Annotated in this window: 18 protein-coding genes and 1 other annotated feature; of the genes, 11 read left to right on the top strand and 7 right to left on the bottom strand. The window is 39.8% G+C overall.

The genetic code is table 11. The features are described from left to right. The first annotated feature begins 236 nt into the window (after nt 1–236). From GXK58_RS01355 to GXK58_RS01345, 3 genes are all read left to right on the top strand, one after another. Nucleotides 237–746, top strand: a complete 510-nt coding sequence (locus GXK58_RS01355; protein ID WP_160719153.1) for a hypothetical protein — start codon at nt 237–239, stop codon at nt 744–746. 211 nt (nt 747–957) lie between these two features. Continuing rightward, complete coding sequence (locus GXK58_RS01350) at nt 958–1,341, top strand: VWA-like domain-containing protein (protein ID WP_442862448.1); 384 nt, start codon at nt 958–960, stop codon at nt 1,339–1,341. 57 nt (nt 1,342–1,398) lie between these two features. After that, a complete protein-coding gene (locus GXK58_RS01345; protein WP_160719149.1) occupies nt 1,399–1,863 on the top strand; it encodes a GNAT family N-acetyltransferase in 465 nt (154 codons plus the stop codon). 17 nt (nt 1,864–1,880) lie between these two features. On the opposite strand, the gene GXK58_RS01340 is transcribed toward GXK58_RS01345, so the two are convergent. Continuing rightward, nucleotides 1,881–3,185: an Nramp family divalent metal transporter gene (locus GXK58_RS01340; protein ID WP_272928107.1), complete on the bottom strand. Its 1,305-nt coding sequence runs from the start codon at nt 3,183–3,185 to the stop codon at nt 1,881–1,883. Nucleotides 3,186–3,417: 232 nt separating this feature from the next. Continuing rightward, entirely contained in the window at nt 3,418–3,798 is a 381-nt protein-coding gene (locus tag GXK58_RS01335; RefSeq protein ID WP_160719145.1) for a lipoprotein, read from the bottom strand. 185 nt (nt 3,799–3,983) lie between these two features. On the opposite strand from GXK58_RS01335, the gene selB reads away from it, so the two are divergent. Next, a complete protein-coding gene (gene selB, locus GXK58_RS01330) occupies nt 3,984–5,867 on the top strand; it encodes a selenocysteine-specific translation elongation factor (RefSeq protein ID WP_160719143.1) in 1,884 nt (627 codons plus the stop codon). 54 nt (nt 5,868–5,921) lie between these two features. Here selB and GXK58_RS01325 read toward each other — a convergent pair whose 3' ends face one another. From GXK58_RS01325 to GXK58_RS01315, 3 genes are all read right to left on the bottom strand, one after another. Then, nucleotides 5,922–7,370, bottom strand: a complete 1,449-nt coding sequence (locus tag GXK58_RS01325) for a TerD family protein (RefSeq protein ID WP_160719141.1) — start codon at nt 7,368–7,370, stop codon at nt 5,922–5,924. 182 nt (nt 7,371–7,552) lie between these two features. Further along, the gene (locus GXK58_RS01320) at nt 7,553–10,714 is read right to left on the bottom strand and encodes an MMPL family transporter (RefSeq protein ID WP_160719139.1); all 3,162 of its coding nucleotides are present in this window, start codon (nt 10,712–10,714) and stop codon (nt 7,553–7,555) included. Nucleotides 10,715–10,717: 3 nt separating this feature from the next. Next, a complete protein-coding gene (locus tag GXK58_RS01315; RefSeq protein WP_160719137.1) occupies nt 10,718–11,179 on the bottom strand; it encodes a MarR family winged helix-turn-helix transcriptional regulator in 462 nt (153 codons plus the stop codon). Between the two features lie 169 nt (nt 11,180–11,348). Here GXK58_RS01315 and GXK58_RS01310 point away from each other — a divergent pair, with 169 nt between their 5' ends. The 6 genes from GXK58_RS01310 (at nt 11,349) to GXK58_RS01285 (ending at nt 16,853) form a co-directional block, all read left to right on the top strand. After that, nucleotides 11,349–12,290, top strand: coding sequence for an efflux RND transporter periplasmic adaptor subunit (locus GXK58_RS01310; protein WP_160719135.1), 942 nt, complete (start codon nt 11,349–11,351; stop codon nt 12,288–12,290). After that, nucleotides 12,290–13,000, top strand: a complete 711-nt coding sequence (locus GXK58_RS01305) for an ABC transporter ATP-binding protein (RefSeq protein WP_160719133.1) — start codon at nt 12,290–12,292, stop codon at nt 12,998–13,000. The genes GXK58_RS01310 and GXK58_RS01305 overlap by 1 nt, the downstream gene beginning before the upstream one ends. Continuing rightward, nucleotides 12,978–14,147 carry an ABC transporter permease gene (locus tag GXK58_RS01300; RefSeq protein ID WP_160719131.1) on the top strand — a complete coding sequence of 390 codons (1,170 nt, stop codon included), beginning with the start codon at nt 12,978–12,980 and terminating at the stop codon, nt 14,145–14,147. The genes GXK58_RS01305 and GXK58_RS01300 overlap by 23 nt, the downstream gene beginning before the upstream one ends. 90 nt (nt 14,148–14,237) lie before the next feature. Then, a complete protein-coding gene (locus tag GXK58_RS01295) occupies nt 14,238–14,909 on the top strand; it encodes a response regulator transcription factor (protein WP_160719129.1) in 672 nt (223 codons plus the stop codon). A gap of 9 nt (nt 14,910–14,918) precedes the next feature. After that, entirely contained in the window at nt 14,919–16,187 is a 1,269-nt protein-coding gene (locus tag GXK58_RS01290) for a sensor histidine kinase (RefSeq protein WP_160719127.1), read from the top strand. A 105-nt stretch (nt 16,188–16,292) separates the two neighbouring features. Further along, nucleotides 16,293–16,853, top strand: coding sequence for a PepSY-associated TM helix domain-containing protein (locus GXK58_RS01285; RefSeq protein WP_160719125.1), 561 nt, complete (start codon nt 16,293–16,295; stop codon nt 16,851–16,853). A 42-nt stretch (nt 16,854–16,895) separates the two neighbouring features. Here GXK58_RS01285 and GXK58_RS01280 read toward each other — a convergent pair whose 3' ends face one another. Continuing rightward, nucleotides 16,896–17,777: a cupredoxin domain-containing protein gene (locus tag GXK58_RS01280; protein WP_160719123.1), complete on the bottom strand. Its 882-nt coding sequence runs from the start codon at nt 17,775–17,777 to the stop codon at nt 16,896–16,898. A gap of 102 nt (nt 17,778–17,879) precedes the next feature. Further along, on the bottom strand, nt 17,880–18,023 hold the full coding sequence (locus tag GXK58_RS01275) for a hypothetical protein (protein ID WP_160719121.1): 144 nt from the start codon (nt 18,021–18,023) through the stop codon (nt 17,880–17,882). Nucleotides 18,024–18,127: 104 nt separating this feature from the next. After that, nucleotides 18,128–18,348: a binding site (T-box leader), on the top strand. Nucleotides 18,349–18,424: 76 nt separating this feature from the next. On the opposite strand from GXK58_RS01275, the gene proS reads away from it, so the two are divergent. Further along, nucleotides 18,425–19,855, top strand: a complete 1,431-nt coding sequence (proS, locus tag GXK58_RS01270) for a proline--tRNA ligase (RefSeq protein ID WP_160719119.1) — start codon at nt 18,425–18,427, stop codon at nt 19,853–19,855. The last annotated feature ends 162 nt before the right edge of the window (nt 19,856–20,017 follow it).

Genomic DNA, 20,017 nt, shown 5'->3' with positions numbered 1-20,017 from the left:
AAAGAGCAAGGCATTCGGGGGATGAGCAGGGGTTTCATCGGTCGAAGCAAAGAAAGCATAAGCCCTTCAGGGGATGAGTAGGATTTCGTTAGTAGAAACAACAAACAATCTCCTTCAACTACAGAAGACAGGAGAATATGCTCCTTGGATAATATGATAAATGGCATATAAAAGAATAGATTAACCGTAAATGCCGAATAATATGTTCAAACCAGGTTAAGGGGGAATCTTTCATTATGAAAAAACTAACATTGCTCATCTGGGGTCTGTTTGTCATACTCTGTCCAATGAATATCCGGGCAGCTGAATTACCTCGTTTATCGACTGAATGCCTCGAGCAAATCAAATACCGAGATATAAAATATAATAAGTCTCTTATGAAAGATATTATTACAGCACTGAATCTAGATATAGATAATCAGAATTACATAGAGGTTTCAGATAAAGCTTTAGAAGCTGCTCATCTTATCTACGGTGGAAAAGAGGTCGATGAAAATTACCAATCTTTACATGAGCAATTTATCGTTGCTTCCCGAGGAAAACCTGCCCTGTTTATAAAACCAAAAGAAGCCTATTTGCTATATAAACAGCCGGATAACACAAACGTGGCCGTACATTTAAAACTTACTGACCTTAAATGGGAGGTTGTAAGTAAGAAGAAGAAGGAAGGAGATTCCATTCCGTACAAGCTTTTAAAATGTGAAAAAGACTACTTAAAGGAAAAAAGAGAGTATTTTAATCAATAAGGTTATTATTAGCCGAAAGATAAAAAATTCCTCTGAGAATTTTTAACTCTGATATGTGATCAAGGATTCTAAGTACTTGGCTGAGAACTATCAAAAATACTCCCGCAATTAACCAATCATAAACCCTTTCACTAACGCCCACAATAAGATAGTTCACTCATTCAAAACAAAGGGGTTGTTGGGGTTGAGATGGCATAAAACGATTCTTTCTATGATTCAGCAGCGGCAGGGAAAAAAGGTCGCATTAGCTGTAGATACATCTACAAATGAGGCGCCCGTTATTCTTATTAATAACATAGTCAAACTGTTTGAACAGTTAAAACCGGATACCATATTGGTTCAAGCAGATTTTAAAATTAGAAGCATTTCCCCGGTCCAAAGTGATTCCATCAAATATCATACACATGGGAAATCTTCCTATACATTAGTTTTAGAGTGGGCAAAAGAAGAGAAGATTGATACACTATTTTATATAACCGACGTGACTGGCTTTTTTTCTGAAGAGATGGAAAAGGTTGATTTTGAATTATTCTGGCTTGTGCCAGGGGACTTTTTACCACGCGTTCCATTTGGTAAAGCGATAAAAGTAGCCTAAAATAAGATCCCTCACCATGTGGGGGATTTTTTAAGTTAGGGGAGAGGAGCTAGTAAAATGATAAAAAAACTAGAATTACATAGTTTGGACGTCTTAAAGCAACTATTCGAATTGCAAAGAGCATCCTATCTGATAGAAGCAAAATTAATTAATTTTTATGAAATCCCGCCTCTATTAGAAACGATCGAAGAACTGAAAAATTGCGGTGAAACATTTTTTGGATATTATGTAGATGAAAAACTAACGGGTGCCATCTCCTACACTACCCGGGAACATACATTGACCATCTGCCGGATGGTCGTTCTCCCGGAACATTTCCGAAAAGGAATAGCCCAAAAGCTTTTGAGAAAAGTCGAGGAACAAAATCCCGACATTTCAGTTCTAAATGTCTCAACCGGAAAAGATAACCCCCCAGCTAAAAATTTTTATTTGAAAAATGGGTTTACATTCCTATCCGACCATGAGGTAATTCCAGGTTTATTTATTAGCCATTTTAAAAAGGAAAAACACCATCCTGAGTAAGATGGTGTTTTCCTATGTCAACTTATGATGAATTGTACTACCATCCAAATGTTTAGTCCAAGTATGATTAAGGCAAATAAACAGGAGAGAATCGTGGTAATCTGTTTATTTGTCAGGACGCCCATTAATTCTTTCTTTTGTGTAAAATAAATCAACGCGATAATCGGAAATGGCAGCACCACGCTTAAGATCACTTGACTAATAATGAGCGTTTGTGTGGGGTCAACACCTAAAGCGACAATAATAACGGTTGGTGCCATTGTTACTAATCGGCGTACCCACAATGGAATAGTAAAGCCAACAAAGCCCTGCATAATTACTTGACCGGCCATGGTCCCTACCACCGAACTTGAAATACCAGAGGCGAGCAGGGAGATTAAGAACACACTTGCGGCAGCCGAGCCCAGAAGTGGTGTAAGAGTATGGTAAGCAGTCGTCAAATCAGCGATATGACTTTCTCCGGTTGCATGGAATACAGAAGCAGACATATACATCATCGCTAAATTAACGAAACCAGCCAGTGTCATGGCAATGATAATTTCCTTGGTACTAAACTTTTGAATTTTTAGCTTTTCTCTGTCATTTCTAGGAACGATCCGATTTTGTGTTAAGCTTGAGTGTAAATAAATCGCATGCGGCATAACTGTTGCACCAATAACGCCAACTGCGAGCATGATACTTTCCTTGCCCCCGAGCCATGGGACCACACTATGGTAGGCAATTTGCGAAAAATCAGGCTGTGACAGGAACGTCTCCACCAGGTAGCACAATCCGATTAACAAGGCAAAAGCAGCAATAAATTTTTCAAGCGGCCGAAAGCCAAATTTTTCGAGCATTAATATTAAATAAGTAACGATACCAGTGATAATGACGGCATAAAGCATAGGGATACCGGCAAGTAAGTTTAGTGCCAAGGTTGCTCCTAAAAATTCAGCAAGATCGGTTGCCATCGCGGCAAGCTCCGATACGATCCACATGATGATGGTAAGCCATTTCGGCATGCGGTCCCGGCATATCTCGGGCAAACTTTTTCCGGTGGCAATACCAAGTTTTGCTGACATATTCTGAAGGAGCAGGGCCATTAAATTTGCCAATACAATAACCCAAAGCATTTTATAACCAAAACGGGCACCACTTTGTATATTCGTGGCAAAGTTCCCTGGATCTACATAAGCAATGGATGCAATAAAGGCTGGACCAAGGAAAGGTATTAGTGCACGAATTCCCTTTACTTTTCCATTCATGGCATCCCTTGCAGCAGAAACCGTTTTATGTTCTGCGGCGCGAGCCTTTTCAACTGCGATAGAATTAGTCTGGCTCAAAGTAGACCATCCCTTCATCGGTTTATTTTCTTTCGTAGGTGCAAGGTTTGTTCGTTAATCAACAAATGTTGCCCTCGTGCAAAAACTTTATATTTATTATAATAAAATTTAAGTAGGTTGTGTATATATTTGCCTAATAAAATTTGTATTTTTTTGAAAAAACACAAAAAAAAAACCAGAATGTTCTGGTTTAATTAGATGGCGGATTCTTTTGTAAAAAAACAGTGAGTTCCTATATATTTGTAGATTGATGTACGATTCCGTTTTGGTCAAAAAGTATGTACGAAGTATCATTGTTCAATTCAAGTTTGGGGTAGGCTTTTTGGACCATTTCTGCAGTCGGTAAACTCAAAATACTTTTCACGTGTTCAGTGATGTGTTGATTTTGTTCAATGGGTGCTTGTTCATCGGTTGCATTGATTACTAATAGTGAATAGGATTGTGCTTCTAGAGCGAGTAAATTGGGATAAGGGAAAGTACTTGCAGATACAGTTTTTACCACCTTTTCCTGTTCAGCAGCGGGATGTTTTGTTTCGCTTGCTTTCTTGTCATTACTTTGACAGCCTGTTAATAAGGCTAGTGCAGTAAGCATGACGATAATTATTTTTTTCATTTTCTTTCGTCCCTTGTTGTTATAATATTTCTTTACTTCAACATAGCATATCCCGAATAAAAGTGGACGCTGATATTGTGGAGGAATCGTGAAAAGAAAGCTCAGTTTGTCTAAAAATGTTCGCTTGAACAATTATCTATTTAAGGCTACAGTAGAAGGGTAGAACGATTAAGAAGGTGTTTATCTTGGAAAAACGTTATTTTACAATTGGGATGGCCGGTCATATCGACCATGGAAAAACCTCCTTAACCAAGGCTTTGACGAATGTCGATACAGATCGACTAAAAGAAGAGAAGGAACGACAAATTTCGATAGAATTGGGTTTTGCCCCTCTATATGAAGACCAAGAAATACAAATTTCCGTTATTGATGTTCCAGGTCATGAACGTTTTATTCGCCAAATGATCGCCGGAGTAGCTGGAATCGACCTAGTGGTTCTCGTGGTTGCAGCCGATGAAGGAGTTATGCCGCAAACGAAGGAACATCTCGACATTTTGAAATTTTTAGGAGTCAGAAATGGGATCGTTGCCATAACAAAAATAGATCGAGTCGATGAAGAATTTATTGAACTAGTAAAAGATGATATCCTTGGGGAACTTACTGGGACTGTGTTTGAGGATGCCCCATTTGTTTTAGTTGATAGCTTATCCAAAAAAGGCATAAACGAGATCAAAGACTTAATTATTCAAACGTTAAAATATCAAGAGATGCGTGATGCCAAAGGGGCTTTTCGTCTGCCTATCGATCAGGTGTTTACTGTAAAAGGTCAGGGAACTGTGGTTCGTGGGACTGTATATGAAGGAAAAGTAGAAGAGGGACAAGTATTAAAAATTATGCCAAAAGGCTTGGAAGTAAGAGCGAGACAAATTCAGGTCCACCATCATCCAGCGGGTAAAGCATATGCAGGACAAAGGGCTGCCATCAACCTCTCAAACGTTTCAAAAGAAGAGATCGATCGGGGAGATGTATTAGTTTCCTCCGAGCATTTTATTGTCACCAAAACAGTCGATGTTGCGATTCGGGTGGTCGAGGATTTGGAACATATCGTTAAACAGCGGATGCCAATTAAGCTGCACATTGGGACTGCCGAAGTAATGGGTCGGATTGTCTTCTTTGATCGAAATGAGCTGAAAGAAGAAAACGGTGAAATCCTCTGCCAGCTAAGGCTTGAAGAGGAGATTCTTACAAAGCGTGGCGACCGTTTTATTTTAAGACGTCCAAGTCCGCAAGAAACGATTGGCGGCGGCTGGGTGATTGACCCGAGAGGAAATAAATATCGTTTTGGAAACCAGACAATTGAAGAACTCGAAAAGAAGAAAGCAGGTTCACCTAAGGAAAGGATTATTGCATCACTGCTGGAAGCCAAAAGCCTTCCGTTAACTGAACTGATAAAGCGGACTGCCCTCGATGAAACAACCTTAACAGAGCATTTAGCTAATCCGGATTTTGTTTTATATAATGCTAAGGAGTATTCATTGAAGCTCTTAATCGAGTCAATCGAAGAAGATATATTTGATCAACTCCAAGAATATCATCAAAATTATTCGATGAAGACCGGAATCAATAAAGCGGAATTGCTGCAGATATTCAAGAAGCGGTTCCCGAAATCACTACTTGATTTTGTGGTGGAAAATGGAATCACCAATGGAGTGTTTAAGAGGAGAGAACAGTTTGTATCATTAGCGGCGTTTGTTCCTCATGTACCAAAAAACTGGACCAAACGTACGGAAAATTTGTTAAAGGACTTGAAGAGCGATGGGCTGAAGGTACGTTACTTAAAGGATTACTTTTCGGCTGCAGGTATTCCCGATACTATTGAATACGACTTGAAAAAATTCCTTGAAGAACAAGAGCTGCTTGTTCAGTTAGATGAGCAATTTGCTTACCATGGAGATGTATTTAAAGAAGCTGTAGAAAAACTGAAAAATGGCACAGAAACAGAATTTGAAGTCGGGGCAGCGAAGGATATACTTGATCTATCAAGAAAATACATGATTCCATTTTTAGAGAAATTGGATAGCCTGGGTCTTACTAAACGCGTTGAAAATAAACGGGTATGGAAAAAATAATCATCAAAAAGCCTCCATTTCTTTTTGGAAAGGGAGGCTTTTCTTCATTTATATCTAAGATAGAAATTCAGCTGGATTTAAACCAAGTTCACGACAAATGTCAGAAACCATTTGCTGTTCATTTTGATCAAAGTTACCGTCTGCATAGCCAATTGCAATACAGTAGCGGGCAACTAATCGAGCGATTTCAGGTTTTGTTCTGATTTTACCGAGGGCACGAAACGCTTCAGCTCGACCCATCATTCGATCTTGTTCCATCCTTGATACAAATTGATTGAATTTTTGAATGACTTTATTTGAATCAAAAACGCGTAATTCCTCACTTTGATTGACAAATTCAATCATCTTTTGACGCTCAGATTGATCTAAATATCCATCGGCCATAGCTACTAAAGCACAGGCAGCCACAACGGCATCTAGAAGATCCTGGCTTTTATAGCGATGGAATAATTCTTGCGCTTTTCTTTTTTGATTATTTGCCCATTCTACATAATCTGTTTGTGAAGGGGACCAGTTATTTCCACAACTATTACAAGAAAACTTTAATTGATTTTTCCCAATAAATCCACCCAGTAATCCGACAGGTCCAAGAATTAAACCACCAATCGCGGCCTTGCCTAAACCAAACCCTTTTTTGCCTGTTCTCACATTGGACGAATGGCAGCGCGGGCACATAATATCGTCGCCGCCGTAAGCAGAATGGCTGGGAGGGGCAGCTTGAGCAGACTGTGGATACCCATAGGCAGGCTGACGATAAGATGAATCAGGCTGAAGATGGACACGCTGCTGGTTCGAATTTTGGGTTGCTTGGCCTTGTTGGTAGGGATCATAATTCGTTTGAGTTTGCTGATAAGAATTAGAGTAATTCGTGTTACTCTGAGCAGTAGTATATTTCTGCTGCTGCTGGATTGAAGAATTAGCAGGCGGATCATCCACAGTTACTCCAAAATTCCCGCATAATGCCGCTAGTCCCCCTTGAAAACCGCTAGCAATCGCGTTGAATTTCCATTCGCCATTATGACGGTAGAGTTCTGCCGCAACAATGGCTGTTTCAACGGTAAAATCTCTGCCAAGGTTAAAACGCAATAATTCTTCATTCGTTAGCTCATTGAAAATACGGACATAGGATTCAGAGATTTGTCCAAAATTCTGCCGTTTTTCTTGTGCGTCGTGGATGGTGATCGTAAAGGCAATCCGATGGATATGGTCAGGAACTCGCTTTAAATCTATTTTGATTTGTTCATCATCACGTACTCCTGAGCCGATCCGGTTATCACCGCTATAGACAATTGAACCATTGCCGCCTGAAGGGTTATTATAAAAGACAAAATCTTGATCACTATTCACTTTCCCTGAAGGACCTAATAAAAAGGCCGAGGCATCCAAATCAAAATTAGAGCCTAGTTGACTTATATTCCAGCCAAGTCCGACAACAACATTTTGCAGTCCTGGATGAGATTTTGTTAAATCTACCTTTTGCCCCTTACTTAGGGTAACACCCATAATTATTCACTCCTTCTCCTTTATCTCATATGTACATTATAATAGTAAATGACTTGCAGGGGAAAAATCCATTGTAGCAGAATTAAACTTCCGCCTTAGTTTGTACGAACGAAGAGCAGGAAAAGTTTCAAATCATGCAAAAGAAAAGCACACTGTCCGTATCAAAACAGTGTGCTTTTAATTTAATGGTCTATTCGACTGTCAGTATTTTTCATAAATGGCCACCAATTTGCCTGACCAAACGTTTTTACCATTACCGGCACAAACAATGGCAGAACTACAAGAGAATACAAGGCCAAACCAATCAACAGAATCGTCGCTATTTCTACTAGCGAAAGCACCCCTGATGGCATCATCGCTGCAAAAGTACCGCCTAAGATGACAGCAGCTGAGATGATGACACTTCCCATCTTTTTCATCGAGAGAAGAATCGCTTGTTGGACCGGCATATCCCGATACTCGTTAAATCGGTCCATCAAGAATATGCTGTAGTCAATCCCAAGGGCAACTAAGATAACAAAGGCAAAAAACGGAACGGCCCAGCTAATTCCAGTAAGCCCAAGGATATTTACAAAAATAGATTCCGAGATTGCCATAGAAGTATAATAGGTGAGAACTAATGACCCGATTAAATAGAGCGGCATAATCAGCGAACGAAGCAGGATGACGAGAATAATACTTATTCCTGCGAGCATCAAAATGACTGTCCGTGAGTAATCGGCCTTTGAAATTCTATCAAGGTCATGGTGCATACTTGATACACCGCCAACTTCTATTTTTGCATTCTCAAGCTTTGTATCCTTTACAGCCCGTGTTACTGCCTGTTTAATGTCTGATACACTATTAATAGCTTCATTAGAATAAGGATTTTTATTAAAAATCACATCTATGGTCATTACTTTACGGTCCTGTGACATATAGGTATCTAATACTTTTTCAAAATCTTTACTGTTTAACACATCTTGAGGTATATAGAACCCGTTTTGTTTTTGTTTAGCTACATCTGATAAATAGTTCTGTGCTGAGCCTAAGCCTTCAGACACCTGATTTAGACCATCGGCACTCTGGGTTAAACCGTTTGATAGTTTTGTAATTTGACCGCCAATATCTTGGAAGCCATTAAGAAGCTGCTGTTGACCTGCAGCGAGTCCCTCTAATCCGCCTGAGAATTTGGGCAGGTTAGCGATGGCGGTTCCTTGGCCTTTCTCCATTTGATCAAGTCCATCTTCAAGCTTCCCAATACCATCAATCAGCTGGCCCATTCCATCGATCAGCTGCCCCTGGCCTGTAAGCATTTTAGCCAGGCTTTGATTGGCTGTATTAATGCCGTTTTGAGCACCCTGTAATCCCGTATTTAGGGTGTTTAAACTTGTAACCAGAGATACCCTTGGATCGTCCGCAGTCGGATCTGTTGCTGTTTTAACACCAGCAACTGTCATTTTAATAGCCTGGTAGTTTTGATTTTGAACAATATCAGCATATTGCTTTTCTAGATTTGCAAAGGCTTGGTCGGTCTTGACAAGGTTTTGATGGATGAGAGTTAATCCGCCGGCAATTTGATCATAATTTGCTTTAAGTGTACCAAGACCGGAACTTGCCGTCTTATAACCTTCCAATAATTGTTTATATCCTGCTAAAAGTTTTTCAGACTGAGATTTTATTTCTTCCAAGCCTTTACGTGCTTCGCCTGCCCCCATCGAACCACTTTTGAGTCCATCTTGAATTTTTGTCAACCCGGCTTGGAGGGAGCCCATTCCTGTTTGAAGCTGGTTCGTTCCGGTAATTAATTGACTGATTCCATCTGTGGCTTCTTTCATTTTTGGCTGGTTACTAGCCATCTGAGTTCCGGCTTCGGCAAGACCGTCACTAATTTTTTTAATTCCGTCATTCCCCTTGCTTAGTCCATCCTCTAGTGTGGCTGCTTGTTTAGAAATATAAAAATCATCGATTGGTGTTCCTGTCGGGCGGGTAGCGGAACGAACGGTGTCTACATTATGAACCTTCAGAAGTTCTTGGCTAATTTTATCTGTAAGCGTAATATATTCAGAAGTATTTAGTTGATCATCATTTTTAATAACAATTTGAGTTGGCATCGATTCACCAGGACCAAAGGAGTCTGCGATAAGATTGAAGCCTTTAATGGAAGGATAATCATCGCTGATTTCTTCTAGTGAGTTAAATGATAGTTGGTCTTGGTAAGTAAACAAAAATGGAACAGAAATAATCACCACAAGGATAAATGCTAAAAACGGACGTGCCAGCGCAAATTTACCCATGACACCCCAAATCTTACTGTCGCTGTGTTCAAGCTGACCTTTTGAAGGCCAGTATAATTTCTTGCCAAGAACCGCCATAAAGAAGGGAACCACAGTTACTAAGGCAAGTAAAAGGATGGCAACCCCTACAGCTACAGCTGCAGCAGACTTATATAGTTGAAAAGTGGATAAGCCGATTGATGCAAACCCGATCATGACGGCGATTCCGCTAAAAAGAACCGTTTTTCCGGCTGTTCGATACGTCTCTACAATGGCATCTGTCACACTTTCATTCTTCGCCATTTCTTCTTTAAAACGGCTTAATAGCAAGATGCAATAGTCGGTTCCAATTCCGAAAAGGACAGCAACCAAAAAGGTTTGCGTGAAGGTTGATAACGGAAAATTCACATGATCCACCAATAGGCCTACAATCGATTGAGCGGTAAGATAACTGAAACCTACCGTCACTAACGGTATGATTGGAGCAACGATAGATCTAAACACCAGCAAAAGGACTACCAAGATAAAGACCACAGTAATTCCTTCTGTTTTTTTCAAGCCTTCCTGTGAATTGGTAACAAGATCCTCGCTAATGACCCAGTTGCCAGTATAATAATGGTCTAATTTTGTATCATCAATTGCTTCATATAAATCCTTTGAGATATCCTTTGCTTCGCGGCCATCCGCAGTTACTTTAACAGAGACAAGGATGGTTTTACCGTCTTTAGAAACTAGTTGATCTTTTAACTCTTCTTGATTGAAATGAGAAACGATTTCGGTAATCCCAAGTTTATTTTTTTGCTCTTCAAGAATTTGAACTGCTTTTTCTGCGTTCTTAAGGTCTTCTTCCGTAAGCTTTTTGTTACTATGGAAGACAAGGGCGGTTTGCAGATCTGTACCTTTATTTTCACTTGATTGAACATCCTCAAGAATCTTAGCTGCAAGTGTGGATGAATATCCTTCAGGCACAGAAATTTGCCCTTTTTCACGTACAAGTGATTCCATATTTGGGGCCGCAATAAAAAGGGCAGCAATGACAGCGACCCAAGCGGCAAGAATAAACCACTTTCCCTTTATGATTGTTCTCACAGATTATTCCTCCATTTCTTCCTGTTTCTTCTTATCTAAAGTAAGGGCAAGTTTTTCATACGTTTGAATGAAATTCTGAATCTCAGCTTGATCAAATTGAGTAATAATCGACATGACCAGCTGTTCAATCTTTTCCTGGCAGGATTGATAAAGCGAGTTACCTTCCTCCGTTAAAGTCAAATAGACGACTCTCCGATCATTTTCATCACGGGTTCTTTCAATTAATCCTCTGTCAGCCATACGATTAACAATAGCGGTGATCGCACTTTTATTTACTTCAAATGCATCCGCCAATTCAGATGAAGTGCATTCTCTTGTTTGAGAAATGTACCTTAATATGTAGTGTTGGTCATTTGTTAGTTCATCGCTAATTTGCCCTTTGATTAAAGCCTCACCTTTTTTGTGAACTTGAAAAGAAAGGGAAATATAGTGGTCAATTAACTCCTTTATCGTTGGGTTACTCATAACGTTTTTCCACCTTTTAAAAATTAGTTAAACAGTTTAACTATTCACTTGTTTAACTATAAATGAAAAGAAATGAACCGTCAATTGCTTCCTTTAAGGAAAAGTTAAGAAACAAAGATGATAATGGGCTTATTCAAATGAAACCGTATGGGAAAAGGAGTCAGCACATATGAAAAAATGGATATTAATAGCGGTGGCTGCAGTAGTCATTAGTATTGCTGGTTATCAATTGTACGCAGCAAAAACGAGTGCCGAGACAACATCAGAGGCCCGGACCGCTGTTGCAAAAGAAGGCACATTAGATGTTAACATCAGTGGTTCGGGGACCGTTCAAGCAGTAACCAGTCAGGATATCATGTCCACATTTAATAATGACGAGATTGATGAAGTGTTGGTGGAGGCAGGCGAACAGGTTAATGAAGGAGACGAACTCATTTCATTTACAGATGGAAGTGACCCAATCAAAGCAGCTGCTGATGGGAAAATAACAACTGTATCAGTTGCTGCCGGAGATAGCATTACATCAGGACAAGTGGTTGCCCATGTAACCGACTATAGCGGCTTGCAAACAGCTGTTCAAATTGATGAGCTTGATATCTCTAAGATTCAAAAAGGCCAAACCGTGAACTTAAAGGTAAGTGCATTCCCTGATGAAAAGTACACAGGTACAGTAACCAATATATCCAAAGAAGGTACTTCTTCAAATGGTATTTCTACCTTTACGGTTACGATTACGATCAATAAAATTGCTAACCTTAAAGTGGGTATGAGTGTTGAAGCTAGTATTTTAACGGAAAGTAAACAAAATGTAGTTTATGTCCCATTAGATGCCGTGCATTCATCAAATGGTAAAAAATATGTCAATGTCGTTTCATCAGATGATACGTCAAACACGACTAAGAAAACAGTAACAACCGGTATTGCAAATGAAGATTATGTAGAAATTACGGAAGGACTTTCAAAGGGAGATACCGTGCTCCTGCCTAAATTAGCTAAAGCAAGTACAACAACCACTACACAAACAAATAGTCTGCAGAGCAGCCTGAGCGGTATGGGAGGAACTGGTGCAAACATGTATCGTGGAACTGGTGGCGGAAGGAGTGGGAACTAATGGAAAAACCAATCATGCAGATTAGTAACCTAAAGAAATCATATAAATTAGGCGGCGAAATTGTCCATGCCTTAAATGATGTTTCAATTGAGATTAAAAAAGGAGAATTCTTGGCAATCATCGGTCCATCAGGTTCAGGTAAATCAACATTAATGAATATGATCGGATGTCTGGATAAGCCTCAGTCAGGAAAATATCTGCTAGATGGCAAGGATATATTTAAAATGGATGATAATGAATTAGCCACGATCAGAAATCAAAAAATCGGCTTTATTTTTCAAAATTTTAACCTGTTAATGAAATTAACAGCCATTGAAAATGTAGAACTTCCGTTATTATATGCGGGGGTATCCTCAAAGGAACGAAGAGAAAGAGCCATTGAAGCATTAGATAAAGTCGGATTAAAGGAAAGGGCAGGCCATTTACCAAACCAGCTTTCAGGCGGACAGCAGCAGCGGGTGGCGATTGCCAGAGCACTTGCCGCTAATCCTTCGATCCTACTAGCCGATGAACCAACCGGAGCACTTGACAGTAAAACAAGTAAGGAAATCATGCAAATTATGAAACAATTAAATGAATTGGGCCATACCATTATCCTGATTACCCATGATCTAGACATTGCCAAACAAGCAAAACGAATGGTCAGCATCCAGGATGGACAATTACAGGAAAATGGAGGTGAGCTCATTGGGCATCTTGCAATCCATTAAAATGGCTCTCAAAAGTATTAAAGGAAATAAACTAAGATCCGTCCTCACCATGCTGGGCATGATTATTGGGGTTTCATCCGTAATCGTTCTGGTCTCTATTGCCCAAGGTTCTTCTAAAAGTGTGACGAGCCAAATTAATAGTTTAGGGACTAATCTATTAACAGTTAGTTCACTAGACGCGACGAGTGTAAGTTTTACTGAGGACAAAATTAGTGAACTTAGTAAAGTAGATGGTGTGAAAGAAGTAGCACCAGTTGTCTCTGGACGGGCAAATGTGAAAAAGGACCGGACAACTTCTCAAGTAAGTGTGACAGGAACCAACGCTGCCTACTCATCAGTTCGTGATACCCAAGTAAGTTCTGGACGCTTTATCACTGACCTCGATGTGGAATACAGGCAAAAAGTGGCTGTCATCGGTTCTTCAACAGCCACTACTTTCTTTGGTACAGAAGATCCTGTTGGTCAATATTTGCAAATTGATGGAACATCATATAAAGTAGTCGGCGTTCTAGTCTCAAAAGGAAGCTCGATGGGACAAGGCGGGGACAATACGATCATCGTCCCGCTTAGCACGGGGCAGCGATTAATTGGGAGTACAACAATTAGCACCGTCTATTTACAAGGGGAAAGCGAAGACCAGATGGATGCCGTCATGAATTTGGTTGAAACGAAGATGGCTTCTCTGTTTCCAGGTCAAAGTGATTCTTATAGTGTTACCAATCAGCAGGATGTCATGGACACAATGAGCTCTGTAACGGACACCATGACGCTGATGCTTGGCGGTATTGCAAGTATCTCCCTGCTTGTCGGCGGTATCGGAATTATGAATATTATGCTCGTTTCTGTTTCAGAACGGACAAAAGAAATCGGGATACGAAAAGCGATAGGAGCAAAAAGGCGGGATGTCCTTGTCCAATTCCTCATCGAAGCAGTTATGCTAAGCGGTGTAGGCGGACTTATCGGGATCATATCAGGATTGGGCATAGGAAAATTAGTGTCATCACTATTTAGCTTAAGTGTTTCTTTTTCTTCATCCGTTATCCTATTCTCCTTCTTATTCTCGTTAGTTGTTGGAGTGGTGTTTGGCGTATTCCCTGCGAATAAAGCATCTACGTTGAACCCAATCCAAGCTTTAAGGTATGAATAATTTGGAAAAAAGAAGCGGTTCGCTACTGTTGCGGCCGCTTCGTTTCCTATATAATGAAAGAATTCTATTTGTTTATGAGGAGAGAGAGATATGCGTTTACTAGTAGTAGAAGATAATCTGCCCTTATTGGAATCAATTGTCCAGCTATTATCTGATGAATTTGAGGTTGATCAGGCTTCGAATGGGGAAGATGCCTTATTCTTAGCCATGCAGAATATCCATGATGCCATTGTTTTGGACGTCATGATCCCTGAAATAGATGGTTTCGAGGTGCTAAAGACCATTCGTAAAGAAGGGTTAAAGATTCCTGTCCTTTTTTTAACAGCAAAAGATTCTTTGGAGGACCGGGTAAAAGGACTGGATTATGGCGGAGATGATTACTTAGTCAAACCGTTTCAGGCTGCTGAATTAAAGGCAAGAATCAGAGCATTATTAAGAAGAAGCGGCAGTTTAACGACAGACCAAACGATTAAATATCGAGGAATAGAATTATTAGGCAAAGAACGCGATATTTCTGTTGATGGTGACTCCATTAAATTAACGGCAAAGCAGTATGAACTGCTCGAATATTTAATTCAGAACAAAGGAGCCATTTTAACAAAAGAACAGATTTATGACCGCGTATGGGGATTTGACTCTGATACAACTGTTGCTATTGTTGAAGTGTTCATGCACCACCTCCGGAAAAAATTAGAACCGTTTGGCTATCATGCCGATATTAAAACCATTCGCGGTGTCGGCTATATGCTGAATGAGGAATAGAGGCAGCTTATGTTTCGTCAAACACATATTAGGCTGACATTTATTAACTCCCTTGTTTTTATTGTGTTAATCAGCATCCTAGGAACCATTATTTATTTTTATACGGATAGTCAACTATACAAGGATGTTAATCGGTCTCTATTGGATTCTGTTGATCATTATCAAAATTTAACAGGAACAGAGAATAAGGAAGAGGGTACTGCTGGGAAGAATGCAGAACCGGGACCGAAAATGATGGGGAGAGACCCCCGGATCTTAACGTTAGTATGGGATGAAAAGGGACAGTTGTTAGCAGAGGAAAATCGCGGCTCCGAGATATTCCAGGGGAATGAAGACCTCATCCGGCCAAAAAAATATGGCACGTTAGAGGACGTAGATGTAGAGGACTTTTCCTTCCGCTATGTGGCTTTTAAAACCGAATTGCCTCAGGTTGGGAAAATTACGGTCCAAGTCATTCGTAATGTGGACTCCGAAAAAGAGCTTTTAGACAGACTTTTGTTGATCATATTAATTGGCTGCGGGGTAGGAATTATTTGCGCTGTCGCATCCGGATATTTCTTGGCTGGCAGGGCTTTGGTACCTATCAAAAAATCCTGGCAAAAGCAGCAGGAATTTGTATCGGATGCCTCCCATGAGCTAAGGACGCCGCTCGCGGTAATCCAGGCAAAAACTGATATACTGTTCCGAACGCCACAAGCCACGATACAGGAAAAAATCCTTGATATTTCGACCATTTCCAAAGAATCTAGACGTCTTTCCAAACTTGTAACTAATTTGTTAACCTTGGCAAGGTCTGATTCAGATCAAATTGAAATGAAAAAGTCCACTTTCCAATTGGATGAATTAGTAAAAGAAATTACTCAACAATTTGAAGACATTGCCCTCTATCAAGAGAAATCGCTAAGGGTAGAGGCAGTTGAACCGATTACGTTTCTAGCTGATAAAGAAAGAATTCATCAATTGATTGTGATTCTATTAGACAATGCGATAAAGTACACAAAAGAGGGCGGAGAAATCTTCCTTTCCTGTACCCAAAGCCATTCTTCGATTCAACTAAAGATAACGGATACTGGGATTGGTATCCCTGAAAAGGATATTCCGAAGATATTTGATCGTTTTTATCAAAGTGATAAGGCACGAACAGAAGCCCAAGGAACAGGTCTTGGCCTATCGATTGCAAAATGGATTATTGAAAAACATCACGGCAAGACAAAAGTTCAAAGTACACTTGGCCAAGGAACCAAAATTGAAATCACTTTTCCGAAGTCCCAAAAATAAAATTTTTGGGGCTTCTTTAAATCTTAAGAAAATCTTAAGGAAACCTATTCATAATTTGTTTATCTAATTAAAAATGCTTCATGATAGTTGAAGGGAGAAAGACAGATGAAGAATACTAGAAAAGCACATTTATGGATTGGATTAATTGCGTCGATTTTTATTTTTATGGAATCGATTACCGGTCTACTTATGAACGAGCCGTGGTTAATTGGTCAAACGCAGCAAGAGGGCGGAAAAGGTAATTTTCAACCGGGACAAGTCCAAGGCCAAATGAACAATGGCCAATCTAATCAGGTACAAGCAGGGCAAGGAATGACTCAAAAATCAGCTCAAACGTCCGGTCAAATGCAGGGGCAAAATAGTAATCAAATGCAGAGGTCTAGTGGGGATAGACAATTTCAAGGACGAGGTAACTTTGGTGGAAATGGGAACCTTCCAGCTGGAATGACCATGAATAGAGAAGGGATGGGACAAAACTCAGCGATGGGTATTATTAGAGGTCTCCACGAAGGAAGACTAGGAAATACAAACATTAAATGGTTAATCGATTTAGTAGCCATTGCCATGATTATCTTAACTGGTACAGGAATCTATCTATCAGCAAAAGTTCTTGCTGCGGAAGCCAAACGCAAAAAACGCAAAACGGAAATGTTTAGCGAAATCTAAAAAGATAAGGGCACACGAGTGACTGACTCGTGTGCCCTTTACTTACTCAACAATAATTTTCCCGCTAAACATTTTCATTCCACAGCTAAATGTATATTCACCTGTTTTATCCGGGGTAAATGAAAGTTTGGTGGTTCCAGTTTTAAGATTTATATTGTTGATATCGAAATCTGGAATCATAAAGGTCGATAGACAGTTGCTGCTGTCTAGTGGATTCGTAATCTCAAGTTCAACAGCAGCCCCTTTTTTGACCCGGATCACGTTCGGGGAATATCCGCTGTCGGTTACAAGCATTTTAACTGTTGGAGCAGCTTCCTTTGTTACATCTACTTCTCTCTTGGCTGTTTCTTCCACTGCAGCAGTACTTTGAGCAGATTCACTTCCATTTGGGATTTTTACTAAATCACTGCTGTACATAAATAAGAATAAAGAAACCAGGACAATTCCTCCGCCTATGATTGCAAATGGTGAAAGTTCTTCTGTATGGATTGAAAATTTGCTGTTCGTTGTTACTTTAATATAAACGATGACAAAACCGATGATCACAACATAAAAACCTAATAAGATACCCAGCAAGAGGGTTGGGCTGATATATTGTAGGAAGAGTCCAAGCAGAGCGCCGTTGATACTTCCAATCAAACCGAAAATAGACCCCATCAGGATGGCCAGGATACCAACCGGATGTCCTGCTAAAAAACCGATTATAAAGCCAATAATCATGCTGATTCCTACTGTTAGAAAGGCTTCTCCCGAAACCATCCCAATGATACTTCCGGTTAGTAAGCCTGTTATAACCGCTATTACCATACTAATTAGAATGCCGGGAGTATTATTTAGTTGGTTTTTATTTCGATAGACAAGAAAAATGGCATAACTGGTGCCAATAACTATAAAAGCTGCTGATATAATAGAAAATAGATTCATGGATTCGTCTCCTCTTATGACTCGATAATTAAGCAACATAAGAGTATTATAAATGCAAAGAATGGTTTGTAATGGTGATTTTTAGTGACTTATTTGAACGTTTTATGACTCTTGGGATGGCTGGTTGTCTTTTTTCAATGTATGTTTATAAATTCTTTTTAAGGCTTCATTTTGCTGTTTAATGTATTCAAGTAAAAATTCTTTTTCCTCTTCCGTTAATTCAACTTCATCCTGATCCTTTGTCATGAAAGCACCTCTATTTCGTTCTTATCTTGGGTCGTGCAGTAAAATAATCTAAAATATGATTTGACTTTTATTATAGAGAAATATATAATTTTTTCAAAAATACTATTGAAACGATGACGGGGATTAGTAAATTGATTTGAGTCTTACCAAGAGAGGAAACCAATGGTGTGAGGTTTCTTAAGACCATCAGTTGAACCTGCCTCACGAGTTCTGTATCGGATGATTATTTGAAGATACATGCGGATCTAATCCGTTATCATGTGAGAGAGTTTAAAGCATTTGCTTTTTGAATTTAGGGTGGTACCGCCAGGCCTTGGTCCCTTTTTTAGGATCAAGGTCTTTTTGCATTCAAAAAAGGCTTAAACCTCTTTTAGTATTTAAAAAAATAATGAGGTGTCAACATGGCAAAGGAATTTGTAAAAGATGTTACCAGCATGGATGAGGATTTCGCCCAGTGGTATACAGATGTTGTAACAAAAGCAGATCTAATTGATTACTCAAGCGTTCGCGGATCAATGATCATCCGCCCATATGGATATGCACTATGGGATAATATTAAAAACGAGTTAGACCGCCGAATTAAAGAAACAGGGCATGAAAATGTTTATATGCCATTATTCATCCCAGAGAGCTTGCTGCAAAAGGAAAAAGACCACGTTGAGGGATTTGCTCCAGAGGTGGCTTGGGTCACACACGGCGGTTCTGAGCCATTAACAGAACGTTTAGTGGTGCGTCCAACATCAGAGGTACTTTTCTGTGAGCACTACAGCAATATCATTCACTCCTATCGTGATCTTCCAAAACTTTATAATCAATGGGCTAACGTCGTTCGCTGGGAAAAAACAACCCGTCCATTCTTACGTACCTTAGAGTTCTTATGGCAGGAAGGCCATACGGCTCATGCTACGGATGAAGAAGCAATGGAAGAAACCATTAAAATGTTAAATGTCTACGCTGCGATTTGTGAAGAAATTCTTGCAATTCCAGTTGTGAAGGGTCAAAAAACCGAGAAGGAGAAGTTTGCTGGTGCGAAAGCTACATTTACGATTGAAAGCTTAATGCACGATGGAAAAGCATTGCAATCCGGTACTTCTCACCACTTTGGAACGGGGTTTGCAGAGGCGTTTAACATCCAGTACACTGACAAAGAAGGTAAGCTTCAGTATGTTCATCAAACATCATGGGGCTTTACGACAAGAATCATCGGTGCGTTAATCATGGTTCACGGCGACGACCGCGGTTTGGTGATTCCTCCAAAAGCGGCTCCAACTCAAGTGATGATTGTTCCTATTGCACAGCATAAGGAAGGCGTACTTGATTTTGCCTATGACTTGAAGAAGTCCTTAGGTTCTGTTGCTCGTGTGGATATCGATGCCAGCGATAAGAAGCCAGGCTGGAAGTTCAATGAGTATGAGATGAAAGGTATTCCTGTTCGTCTTGAAGTAGGACCAAAGGATATTGAAAACAAGCAGGTTGTATTGGTTAGAAGGGATACCTTAGAGAAAGTGATTGTTCCTTTAGACGAATTAGAAACAAAGCTTGTCGAGTTGTTAGATGATATTCAATCCAACCTTTACAATAAAGCATTAAATCATCGTGAAGAGAGAACTTCTGTTGCAGCGTCTTTAGAGGAGTTAAAAGATACTCTTGAAGCGAAACCAGGGTTTATTAAAGCCATGTGGTGCGGTGATATAGCCTGTGAAGAAAAAATCAAAGAAGAAACAGGGGCAACTTCCCGCTGTATACCATTTGAGCAAGAAAAAGTGGCTGATAAATGTGTTTGCTGTGGAAAAGACACTGAGCAAATGGTTTATTGGGCAAAAGCATATTAAGATATTTGAACGGCTCTTCCATTTTGGGAGAGTTTTTTTTGCAAAAAAGGCTGCGTGGAAGGAAATTGTGCATGAGGAATAGTTTAAATTTGAAAAAATTGCAACAGGGAAATGCTATTGGACAGAAATGAAGACTGCGAAGCCGATTTGTCTTTTAGAAGA

Source organism: Bacillus sp. USDA818B3_A (genome assembly GCF_009928415.1).
Classification (GTDB): Bacteria; Bacillota; Bacilli; order Bacillales; family Cytobacillaceae; genus Neobacillus.
The sequence above is the reverse complement of the archived record's forward strand: the minus strand, read 5'-3'. Positions and strand labels throughout refer to the sequence as shown.